This window comes from Actinosynnema sp. NPDC059335 (assembly GCF_042752395.1).
GTDB lineage: Bacteria > Actinomycetota > Actinomycetes > Mycobacteriales > Pseudonocardiaceae > Actinosynnema.
This window is the reverse complement of record NZ_JBHYXZ010000221.1, coordinates 1-11,196: the sequence shown is the minus strand read 5'-3', so window position 1 is coordinate 11,196 and position 11,196 is coordinate 1. Positions and strand designations below refer to the sequence as shown.

At 74.8% G+C, this 11,196-nt stretch carries 10 protein-coding genes; 1 reads left to right on the top strand and 9 read right to left on the bottom strand.

What is annotated here, in order from left to right; all coding sequences use genetic code 11:
* Window positions 1-93: 93 nt before the first annotated feature.
* The 9 genes from ACFXGA_RS37510 to ACFXGA_RS37470 form a co-directional block, all read right to left on the bottom strand.
* Window positions 94-318: a hypothetical protein gene (locus ACFXGA_RS37510; protein WP_378097031.1), complete on the bottom strand. Its 225-nt coding sequence runs from the start codon at window positions 316-318 to the stop codon at window positions 94-96.
* Between the two features lie 138 nt (window positions 319-456).
* Entirely contained in the window at window positions 457-1,104 is a 648-nt protein-coding gene (locus tag ACFXGA_RS37505; RefSeq protein ID WP_378097028.1) for a fasciclin domain-containing protein, read from the bottom strand.
* A gap of 115 nt (window positions 1,105-1,219) precedes the next feature.
* Window positions 1,220-3,037, bottom strand: a complete 1,818-nt coding sequence (locus tag ACFXGA_RS37500; RefSeq protein WP_378097025.1) for a molybdopterin-dependent oxidoreductase — start codon at window positions 3,035-3,037, stop codon at window positions 1,220-1,222.
* Between the two features lie 56 nt (window positions 3,038-3,093).
* Window positions 3,094-4,089 (bottom strand): anti-sigma factor domain-containing protein, encoded by a 996-nt coding sequence (locus ACFXGA_RS37495; protein WP_378097022.1) that lies wholly within the window; start codon window positions 4,087-4,089, stop codon window positions 3,094-3,096.
* Window positions 4,086-4,688: an ECF RNA polymerase sigma factor SigK gene (sigK, locus tag ACFXGA_RS37490; RefSeq protein WP_378097019.1), complete on the bottom strand. Its 603-nt coding sequence runs from the start codon at window positions 4,686-4,688 to the stop codon at window positions 4,086-4,088. The genes ACFXGA_RS37495 and sigK overlap by 4 nt, the downstream gene beginning before the upstream one ends.
* Window positions 4,689-4,821: 133 nt before the next feature.
* A complete protein-coding gene (locus ACFXGA_RS37485) occupies window positions 4,822-5,373 on the bottom strand; it encodes an HPP family protein (protein ID WP_378097016.1) in 552 nt (183 codons plus the stop codon).
* A complete protein-coding gene (locus tag ACFXGA_RS37480; protein WP_378097013.1) occupies window positions 5,370-5,828 on the bottom strand; it encodes a hypothetical protein in 459 nt (152 codons plus the stop codon). The genes ACFXGA_RS37485 and ACFXGA_RS37480 overlap by 4 nt, the downstream gene beginning before the upstream one ends.
* A gap of 2 nt (window positions 5,829-5,830) precedes the next feature.
* Window positions 5,831-8,338, bottom strand: coding sequence for a molybdopterin oxidoreductase family protein (locus ACFXGA_RS37475; protein ID WP_378097010.1), 2,508 nt, complete (start codon window positions 8,336-8,338; stop codon window positions 5,831-5,833).
* Window positions 8,339-8,492: 154 nt separating this feature from the next.
* Window positions 8,493-10,271 carry a thiamine pyrophosphate-requiring protein gene (locus ACFXGA_RS37470; RefSeq protein ID WP_378097008.1) on the bottom strand — a complete coding sequence of 593 codons (1,779 nt, stop codon included), beginning with the start codon at window positions 10,269-10,271 and terminating at the stop codon, window positions 8,493-8,495.
* A gap of 411 nt (window positions 10,272-10,682) precedes the next feature.
* On the opposite strand from ACFXGA_RS37470, the gene ACFXGA_RS37465 reads away from it, so the two are divergent.
* Entirely contained in the window at window positions 10,683-11,093 is a 411-nt protein-coding gene (locus tag ACFXGA_RS37465) for a hypothetical protein (RefSeq protein ID WP_378097005.1), read from the top strand.
* Window positions 11,094-11,196: the final 103 nt, after the last annotated feature.

Here is an 11,196-nt window from a genome sequence, read left to right as displayed (position 1 = left end):
CGCGTCTGTGTGGTTGGCGGGGGGGGCGGGCGGGGGGGGGGGCGGGGGGGGGTGGGGGTCGCCCTCCGCGGCCCCCCCGCCGCGGGTGGGCGGCTACTTCGCCGCGCCCTCCAGGGCGACCAGCGCCGCGGCGAGCGCGAAGTACTTGCTGGTGCCCAGGTCGCGGACGGTCTTGATCCCGAAGGCCGCGTCCAGCTTCTCCGCGTCGCCTTCGCTGACGCCGGCCAGCGCGGCGACGGGCGCGTCGAGCACCTCGGACACGGTCAGGCCCTCGTAGGCCTTGTCCAGCTGCGAGTCCAGGTTGATCGAAACAGCCACGGGTGACTTCCCTTCACGGGGTAGTGGATCATGACTTCGTCACCCTATCGGGTATTTGTCCGGTCTGGTGAGGCGGTTCGGCCCTCACGCCTGATCAGCGGGAACACCGGCCGGCGCACCGTCACCCAGGCGTGGCCGTCAGGAGGTCGGCATCATCACCGCGTCGATCACGAAGACGGTGGCGTTGGCGGTCGGGATGTTGCCGCACAGCACCTTCGCGCCGTTGACGGTGACGTCGTCGCCGGAACCCGCGACCGCGAGGGTGCCGCCCTGGACGGTGGGCAGGTTCGCCGACGCCAGGATCCCGTCCTTGTCCATGCGCTGCGGCACGACGTGGTAGGTCAGGATGGACGTCAGCTTGGCCTTGTCGGCCAGCACGGCGTCGAGCGCGTCCTGCCCCAGGGCGTCGAAGGCGGGGTCGTAGGGCGCGAAGACGGTGTACCCGGCGTCGGCCTTGTTGAGGGTGTCGACCAGGCCGGCGGCCTGGACGGCGGCGACGAGCTTGGTGAGCAACGGGTTGTTGCCCGCCGCGGTGGCGACCGGGTCGTCGACCATGCCCTCCAGGGAGCCTTGGTCGGTGGCCGCCGAGGGCAGGCCGGCGCAGCCCTCGCCGAACACGTCGCCGGTCTTGGTGACGCCGTCGCCCATCGCCGCGCCGGTGGTCGTGGTGGCGGCGGCCGAGGTGGTGGTGTCCGAGGCGGCCTGGTCGCCGCCGCCGCACGCCGTGGCCGTGATCAGGACCGCGGCGAGGACGCCGATCGCGGACGCGAGCCGGGTGCTGCGCATGGTGTCGCTCCTTTGTGGACGGTGGCCGGAACTGTGCTTCCCGGCCTGTCGTGGGTGGTTCGGCGCCGGGGGCGCGCCGGATTGGTCGATTCCCGGAGGAGTGCGCGGGGTCGGTTCACGGTCGGGCGGTGAAGACGATCGTGTGCAGGCCGGTGGCACCGTCCGGGATGGGCTCGGCCCGTTCGCCGGTCTGGGTGTGACCGGTCCGGTCCGTGGCCCTGACCTCGAGGATGTGCGAGCCGGCGGGGAGGTCGAGCTCGGCGCGCCACATGCGCCAGGTGTCGACGTTGACCTCCGCGCCGAGGGTCGCGGTGCGCCAGGGGCCGCCGTCGAGCCGGACCTCGACCGCGTCGATGCCCTTGTGCTGCGCCCAGGCGACGCCCGCGGCGACGAACCGACCCGCGGGGACCCGGTCGAAGGCCCTGGGCCGGTCGATGCGGGACATGGTCTTGATCGGCGCGCGTCGTGCCCAGTTCCGCCTGGTCCAGTACGCGTCGAAGGCGGCGAAGGTGGTGAGTTCGGCGTCCACCAGCCACTTGGTGGCCGAGACGAACCCGTACAGGCCGGGCACGACCATGCGCACCGGGAAGCCGTGCTCGGCCGGGAGCGGTTCGCCGTTCATGCCGACGGCGAGCAGTGCGCCGCGGTCGGGCTCCATGACGTCCGCGACGGGGGTGCCGCACGTCCAGCCGTCCGCGCTGCGCGTCGCGAGCTGGTCCGAGCCCGGCCGCACGCCCGCCTCGGCGAGGACGTCCCGCAGGGACACGCCGATGAAGTCGGCGGTGGAGATGTACGGGCCGCCGACCTCGTTGGACACGCAGCACAGGCTGACGGTCCGCTCCACCAGCGGCCTGCCCAGCAGGTCGTCGTAGGTGAGCACGAGTTCCCGGTCGACCATCCCGTGCACGCGCAGCCGCCAGTCCCGCGCCCGCAGCCTCGGCACGGACAACGCGGTGTCCACCCGGTAGAAGTCGGCGTTGGGAGTGATGAACGTCGGTGTGCCGTCCGCGGTGAAGTCCGCGCCCGCCGGGATCGGTGGCGCGGTGACGTCCGGGGTGAGCCGGATGGCGCGGCGGGACTCCTCCACGTCGACCCGGCGGCCGACGACCTGCCCGGCCGCCGCCGTGATCCCGGCCGCGGCGGCGACGGCGGTCGAGGTGATCAGGAAACGACGGCGGCCCAGGCCGGGGACCGACCAGTCCACCGCCCGCGCCGGGCCTGCGATGACGGGAGCGCTGTGGTTGGTGGCGGTGCCGTCGATGGCCGCACGGTCGATGGCCGCACGGTCGGTGGCGGCACTGCCGGCGGCGGCACGGTCGGCGGCGGTGGCGGTGGCGGTGGCGGTGGCGGTGGCGGTGGCGGTGGCGGTGCCGTCACTGCCGGCGGTGCGGGTGCCGGCGCCGGCGTTGGCGGTGCTGTCGATGGGGTGCGGCTCGGCCGCAGCGGGCGTGTCCGCCGGGCTGTGGCGGGCGAGCCGGTGCAGCCGGCGGAAGACCAGCACGCCCACGGCCAGGCCGGCCAACGGTGCCGCCAGGGCGATCGCGCCCAGCGTGGGCCGGGTGAGCACCGCCGCGACGCCGAGCACGCCCAGCGCCGCGGCCAGGAGCGTGCCGGGCAGCGGACCGCGGCGCGACAGCAGGCCGGCCAGGACCGCCGCGGCGGCGATGACCGTGGCCATGCCCGCCAGCAGCACCGTCTTGTCGTGCTCGCCGAACGTGCGGACCGCGAAGTCCTTGACCGGGTGCGGTGTCAGGTCGATCGCGGTGTTGCCCACGGCCAGGAACGGGGACGCGAGCGGGTCGGTCAGCGCGGCCACGAGGTGACCCGCGGCCAGTGCCGCGGCCACCGCGACCAGACCCACCGCGACCGCCGCCCGCGACCGCAGGCGCGGCGTCCCGGCTTCCGACGACTGCCTGCGCGTGGAGGTGTCCATGCCCGGTGTTCGCGGCCGAGCGCCCGGCGGATTGCCCCGGCCGGAGCGGGCGATGCTCAGACCAGCGGCAGGACCACGACGGTGGGTGTGGTGGGTCGGGGCGACCCTCCTCGCGGCTCCACCGTGAGGCCCACGGCTTCCCGACCGGTGAAACCGCTCGCCAGCAGGGGTTCGGGGGCGTCGGCGGACGTGAGCAGCCCCGCCGGCCGTGGACCGTCGGCACCGATCAGCCACATCTGGTAGGTGCGGTCGTCCGGCAACCGGGCCAGCCCGTGGGCGAGGAACAACACCTGGCCCCTCGCCGACGATGCCACGACGGTGCCCGTGCCGCCGCCGGCGACCTCGCCGCGGACGAGCTTGGCGTCCGGTGCGGCCAGCAGCTCGGCGACCTGGCTGTTGCGGCTGTTGACCTGCTCCAATGCCTGGAGGTCGCGCTCCAGCCGATCGTTGGTCCGCACGCCCTGGACGCCCAGGGTCACCGCCACCGCGACGGCCGCCGCACCGGCCAGCGCCGCCGTCCTGCGCAACCAGGTGCCCCGCCTCCCGCCGGCACGCCGCCGGTGCGGTTCCGCGGGCAGGTCGGGCCGATCGCCGGAACCCCGCCGGAACGGCTCGCCAGGCCGATCACCGGAGCCCGGCTCAACCGGCCCGGCAGGCCGACCCGACCGATCGCCCGAACCCCGCCCGATCGCCCCGGCAGGCCGATCACCGGAGCCCGGCGCAACCGGCCCGACGGGCTGATCCGGCCGATCACCGGAGCCCGGCGGGAACGGCTCGGCGGGCCCATCCGACCGGTCGTCGGGGTCCGGCGGGAGCTGGGGGGTGCGGAGCGCGGCGGCCAGCACTTGTTCACGCAGGTGCGCGGGCGGCTCGGCCTCGGTGCCGCCGGCGAGCTGCGTGGCCGTCGCCAGCAGTTGGGCGGTCTCCTGCGCGCAGCTCGAGCACACCGCGATGTGGTCCTCGAACAGGCGGCGCTCGGCGGCGGAGACCGCGTCGAGCACGTAGGCGCCGATCAGCGTGTGCGCCTCGGCGCGGGCGGTGTCGTCGGTCATCGGGTCACCCCCAGGCAGTCCCGGAGCCTGATCAGGCCGTCGCGCATCCTGGTCTTCACCGTGCCCAGCGGGATGCCGAGGACGGCGGCCGTCTCCGGGTAGCTGTAGCCCCGGAAGTAGCCCAGCAGGATGGACTCCCGCTGCAGGTCGGTCAACGTGGCCAGGCACCGGCGCACCTGCCGCTGCTCGATGCGCGCGGCCACCTGCTCGCTGACCGCGTCGAACGGCGTCTCGACGTCGCGGCGGGCGGCGAGGTCCTCCCGCCGGGTCGCGGCCTGCGCCGAGCGGACCCGGTCCACGGCGCGGCGGTGCGCCACGGTCAGCACCCACGTCTCGGCGCTGCCCCGGCGCGGGTCGAAGCGGGCGGCGGTGCGCCACACCTCGACCAGGACCTCCTGGGTGACCTCCTCGGACTGCGCGTGGTCGCGCACCACGCGGCGGACCAGCCCGAACACCCTGCCGACCACCTTGTCGTACAGCCGCGCGAACGCCGCGTCGTCGCCGCGCGCCACCAGGCCCAGCAACTCCTCGGCCGGGACGTCGTCCTCGTCACCGGTGTCGGTGGGTACGGCTTGGAGCTTGCGCTCACGGCCTGTCATCGTGCCCCTTCTCGGGTGGAACGGTCCTCGACCGCCGGCCGCGCCGCTCGCACGCGACTGCTCCCGACCGCACGGCCCGCTGCCCCCTGTTCGTCGCGGACCCCGCGTCGGATTGGTCCGGGTCCCGGGCCGATCACCGCCACAACGGTTGCCGCACGCCGAGCAGGCGGTTGAGGGCCACGCCGAGCACGGTCACCAGCAGCACCCCCACGCCGATGGCGACCAGCTCGGAGGCGGAGGTGAGCAGGCCCAGGCTGATGATCAGGGTCGTCGCCCCGGCGGGCGGGTGCGGGCAGTCCAGCACGCGCAGGACCAGGGCGGTCAGGGCGACCGAGAGGGCGGCGGCGCCGACGCGGGCTCCCGTGACGCCCTCCTGGAGCACCGGCGGGTGGTCGGTCAGGCCGAACAGGGCCAGGCAGCCCGCCCCGGCCAGGATCGCCACGCCGTGCCCGATCAGGGTGCTGCGGGGCGCGGCCGACTGCTGCCGGGGTGACTCGAAGAACAGCATCACGGTCGGGCCGAGGCTGGGGAACAGGTAGGGCTGCCTGACGAGCAGGGCGACACCACCCGCGGCGGCCAGGACCGCCAGGCACAGCGCGAAGGCGTACCCGGCGGCGCCGAGGCCGCCCGCCCGTCGTTCGGCCGCTTGGAGCGCGCCGCCGGGCCCGTCGTCCACGTCGCTCACCGGGCCGCGATGAGGGCCTGGGGCGCGGCCTGCTTGATCCGGGTGCGCAGCCAGGTCAGCTGGCGGGCGGTGTCCTGTTCGCAGGCGTTGACGAGGTCGAGCAGTTCCCGGTCGCGCAGGCCCTGGGCGGCCTGGCCGACGACGGTCCAGGTGATGTCGGTCAGGCTCGCCAGGGTGTAGAGGTCCTGGAGGTCGCGCAGCAGGCCGACCGCCCCGCTGCGGGTGGAGTCCAGGCCGGCGGCGTGCAGGCGTTCGGGTTCCTCCTCGCGGTGCTCGCCGTAGCGCTCCACGACCGGCGCCAGGGCCTCGGCCTGGTGGTCGGTCCGCTCGGCGAGGACCTGGCAGGTGTGCCACACGTCGGGCTCGTCCGCGTGGCCCCGGCCGACCTCGCGGAAGGCGCCGGCGAGCGTGGTCAGCGACGTGTGCAGCAGTCCCAGGTAGGTGGCCAGGTGCATGATCAGCCCTTCGACGCGGCGTGCGGCAGCACGTTCGGGGTGCGGTCGGGGGTCGGTGGCGGCGGGGGCGGGCCGGTCGGGGCCACCTCCTCGCGCACGTCGTCCTCGCCCGCGGTCGCCGGCACGCCCGCCGGGTCGTGCGGCGCGGACGCCGTCGTGGTGGGCGCGGGCGCGGGACCGGTGGCGTCGGCGAGCCTGGTCACCCGGACCGCGCCGATCTTGAACAGCGGCTGCTTGGACACCGGGTCCCACTCGGTCAGGGTCAGCTCGTTGGCCGCCCGCGCGTGCCGGTCGTCGTCGGTGTCCCAGTAGCCGTAGTGGAACGGCACGAACACCACGCCGTCGCGGCCCCGGCCGATCCGGGCCCGCGCCTCGACCCGGCCGCGCGGCGACTCGACCCGGACCAGGTCGCCCTCGGCCACGCCCAGGGCGGCGGCGTCGTGGGCGGACAGCTCGACCCACGGCTCGGGCGCGGCGCGGCGCAGCTGCCGGGAGCGGCCCGTCTTGGTGCGGGTGTGGAAGTGGTAGGCGGTGCGGCCGGTGGTCACCACGAACGGGTAGTCGTCGCTCGGCCGCTCCGGTGGCGGGGCGTACTCGGCGGCCTTGAGGAACGCCCGGCCGTCGGGGCGCTGGGCCCGGTACTGCTCGGGCGAGGTGGAGCCGCCGGTGAGCAGGTCGTGGCCGTAGTCCTCGCACACGTCCGGGTGGGTGGGGAACACCCCGTCGGCGTAGAGGCGGTCGCAGCCGTCGGGGTGCTCGTCGTTGCACGGCCACGGGATGCCGCTGCCGCCGCGCAGCTTGTCGTAGGACAGGCCGGTGTAGTCGCACAGCCGGCCGCGGCTGCACTCCTGCCACGCCCGGAACGCGCCCTCGGGGTCGGACCACTTGATCAACGGCTGCCCGTCGCGGTCGCGGAAGTCCATGCGGCGGGCGTAGTCGAGGAAGATGTCCAGGTCCGACCGGGCCTCGCCGGGCGGTGCGACGGCCTGGTCCGACAGGTGCACGGTGCGGTTGACGTTGGTGAACGTGCCCTGCTTCTCGCCCCACAGCGCCGCCGGGAGCACCACGTCGGCGTACTCGGCGGTCTCGGTGCGGAACCCGTCCTGCACGACCACGAACAGGTCTTCCCGGGCCAGGATCTCCCGGACGCGCGGCAGTTCGGGCAGGGACACGGCCGGGTTGGTGGCCGAGATCCACAGGAACCGGATGGAGCCCTGCTCGGCGTAGCGCCACAGCTGCATCGCGTGGGTGGGCGGGGCCCAGTGCGGGATGGTCAGCGGGTCGACGTTCCACAGCTGCGCCAGCTGCCCGATGTGCTCGGGGTTGTCCCAGTTGCGGAAGCCGGGCAGGTCGCCGTCGGCCCCGGTCTCGCGGGTGTTCTGCGCGGTGGGCTGGCCGTTCATCTGCAGGATGCCGCACCCGGGCCGGCCGATCAGGCCGCGCAGCAGGTGCAGGTTGTTCACCTGGCAGGACGCCGCCGTGGCCTGGTGGGACTGGTAGAAGCCCTGCAGCACGGTGGACAGCACCCGCTCGGACGTGCCGAAGATCCGGGCCGCCCGGCGCAGGTCGGCGGCGTCGACCCGGCAGGTGTCCGCGACGTGCTCGGGCGTGTACGGCTCGACGGTGGCGGCCAGCTCGTCGTAGCCGAGCGTGTGGGCGGCGACCCAGTCGCGGTCCACCCAGCCGTTCACGATCAGCTCGCGGACCAGGCCGTTCATCAGCGCCAGGTTCGTGCCGGGCAGCGGGGCGAGGTGCACTCCCCCGGACTCCACCGCCGCCTCGGCGACCTTGGTGCGCCGCGGGTCGACCGCGACCACCGCGGGGCGGTCCGGTCCCGCCAGGCGGTCCAGCACGCGGGCCCACAGCACGGTTTGCGTCTCGGCCATGTTGTGCCCGAACAGGAAGATCGCGTCGCAGGACTCGATGTCGGTGTAGCTGCCGGGCTGGCCGTCGGAGCCGAAGCTCTCCTTCATCGCCGCCGCGGCGGTGGCCGTGCACAGCCGGGTGTTGCCGTCCATGTGCGGCGTGCCCAGGCCGGCCTTGCCGATCACGGCGAGGGTGTAGTACTCCTCCAGGAAGAGCTGGCCGCTGGTGTAGAAGCCGTGCGACAGCGGCCCCACCTCGTCCAGCAGCTCCCGCGACCGCCGGACGACGAGGTCCATCGCGGTGTCCCAGTCGGACTCGACCAGCACGCCGCCGCGCCGCACCAGCGGCCGGGTCAACCGGTCCCGGCCGTTGTACTGCCACGACCCGTACAGGCCCTTGGGCCCCAGCCGGCCGTGGTTGACCACGTCGCCCGCACGGCCCCGGACGCCGACCATGCGGCCGTCCTTGACGGCGATGTCGCAGCCGCAGCCGTTGCTGCACAGCACGCACGCCGACTGCACCCAGCGGTCCACGTCGGACTCCGCCACGCCGGCGTCCAGGTGCAGGTCGACGCGCACCGGCCACGGCTCGTCCTTCGCGTGCGGCGTGCGCGTGCCCCAGATGTCCGCGATCCGGTCCGCCATGTGCCCTCCATCGCTCCGGTGTGACCACCGTGTCGGCTACCCGCCGCGACGACCGCCAACCACGTCGTCCCACCGGATGCCGGCGGCCGGGTGGCCAGCCGGGGCGCCGGGTGACGACGAGTCCGGTTCCCCGTCCCCGGCCCGGCGGCGACCGCTACCCGTGCCCCTCGTCGGCGCGTTGCCGGCGCAGGTGGTCCCGTTCCGGGTCGCCGTCGGGCTCCTGGTCCAGCCCTTGGTGGATCATGTCGACCTTCTCGTCGGGCAGGTGCGGCGCGAGCAGCGGCACGGCCGGGTCCACGACGGCCTCGACGACCACCGGCCGGTCGGCGTGGAACGCCTCGTGCCACGCCTTGCCCACGGCGTCCGGGGAGTCGACCCGGATGCCGCGCAGCCCGAGCAGCTCGGCGTACGCGGCGTAGGGGAAGTCCGGCACGCGCTGCGACGTCGGGAAGCGCGGGTCGCCCTCCATCTCGCGCTGCTCCCAGGTGACCTCGTTGAGGTCGCGGTTGTGCAGCACGAGCACCACGAACGTCGGGTCGGCCCAGTCGCGCCACCGGTCGGCGACGGTGATCAGCTCCAGCAGGCCGTTCATCTGCATCGCGCCGTCACCCACCAGGGCGACGACCGGCCGGTCCGGCGCGTCCAGCTTCGCCGCCAGGCCGTAGGGCAGGGCGCAGCCCATGGACGCCAGGTAGCCGGAGGTGTGCGCGGGCGCGCCGACCGGCAGCGCGAGGTGGCGGGCGAACCAGTAGGTGGCCGAGCCGACGTCCACCGCCACCCGCACGTCGAGCGGCAGGTGACCGGACAGCTCGTGCACCACCAGCTCGGGGTTGAGCGGGTCGGCGGGGGCCTGGGCGCGTTCCCCGGCGATGCGCCGCCACCGGGCCACGGCGGCGAACACCCGCTCCTCCCACCGGCGGTCGGGATTGCGGCGCAGCAGCGGCAGCAGCGCCCGCAGCGTCTCGGTGGCGTCCCCCACCAGCGGGACCTCGACGGGGTACTTGCTGCCGACCACGCGGGCCTCGACGTCGATCTGCACGGCCCGCGCCTGCCCCGGCTCCGGGTAGAACTCGGTCCACGGGTCGTTGCTGCCGACGATGAGCAGCGTGTCGCAGCCGGCCATCAGCTCGGCCGAGGCGGTGGTGCCCAGGTGCCCCATGACGCCGGTGTGCCACGGGGCGTCCTCGGGGATCACGGGTTTGCCCACCAGCGACGCCGTCGCCCCCGCGCCCAGCGCCTCGACCACCCGCGCGATCTCGGCCTGCGCGCCCGCCGCGCCGCGCCCGATCAGCAGCGCGACCTTCCGGCCGGCGTTGAGGACGTCGGCGGCCCGCCGCAGGTCGTCCTCGCGCGGCAGCACGCGGGGCCGGGCCACGACCGCCGAGGACGGCACCACGCCGTGGGTGTGCGGCAACTCCTGCGCCGCGTCGGCCCGCTGCACGTCGTGCGGCACGATGAGGCACGTCGGCACCCGCTCGGAGATCGCGGTGCGCATCGCGTTGTCCAGCAGCACCGGCAGCTGCTCGGGCGCGAACACCGTCTGCAGGTACTGGCCGCAGACGTCCTTGAACAACGCGTGCAGGTCCACCTCCTGCAGGTAGCCCGTGCCCAGCGCGGTGGACACGACCTGGCCGACGACCGCCACCACCGGGCGGCGGTCCAGCTTGGCGTCGTAGAGGCCGCCGAGCAGGTGGATCGCGCCGGGCCCCTGCGTGGCCAGGCACACCCCGACCTCGCCGGTGTACTTGGCGTGGCCCGACGCCATGAACGCGGCCATCTCCTCGTGCCGCACGGGCACGAACTCCGGGTCGCCGCCGGCCCGGTGCAGGGCGGCCAGGATCGGGTCGATCCCGTCGCCCGCGTAGCCGAACACGCGGGGCACGCCCCAGGTCCGCAGGCGTCGGACGAGCGCGTCCGCGACGGTGCCGCTCATGCCGCGCCCAGGGCGGTCTGCCACACCACGGCCTTCATGCCGCCTCCTCCGTCGTCGTCCCTGGACGGCTTCCCGCGCGACGGGCCGCGAAACGCGGGAGCGGAGCGGAACCACCTCCGCACGGCCCGCCGGGCCGGCGGCAGCCCTGCCCTCCGACGTCCTGTTCACCGCCCGGCCCGACTCCGGCGGAGGCCGCGAGCCCGAGTCGTGCCGCCACCCGGAGCCGAACGCGGCACGCGACCCGCGCGGCGCCCGGGAGAGTCCACTTCGGTCCGTGAAGGCGTGTGACCTGGCCGGGTGGTTTCGAGTTCGGCCCGGTGATCACCCCTGGTCGGCGCGCGGTCCCGGTGGTGACAGTGGAGTGCGGGCGGCGACCGCCGCCCGTGCCGAGTCGGCGAGGAGTTGATCACCGTGCGAACCGTTCCCACGACCCTGTCCCGCATCGTCCTGGTGCCCTTGGTGCTGGCGGCGATCGCCGTCGGCCTCGGCGGGCCGGCGCACGCCGCCGGGCAGGCCACCCCGGCCTTCGGCGCGTCGGAGCGCGAGGCGGGCGCGGCCGATTCCCGGATCGGCCGGATCGAGTGGCAGGTCACCGACGACCTCGCCCTGTACGGCTACCTGGACCATCCCCGCCAGACCCTCCACCTCTTCCTCGAACGGGACCACGAGCAGGTCTGGCGCGGCACCCAGGTCGGGTCCGGCGACCTCGTGGGCGAGTTCCAGGACGGCAGGATCCGGGCTTCGATCGACTGGGACCGGGGCCGGCTCGTGATCGTCATCGAGTACCGGGGCGACCGGTACGAGAACAGGTGGACCTGGTAAAAGGCGCGTGGGGGGGGGGGGCGCGGGCCCGGGGCCCCCCCCCCCCGCGCCCCCCGCCACCCACCGCCCCCCCCCCACGGCCCCGCCCCCGCCGGGGTCAGGG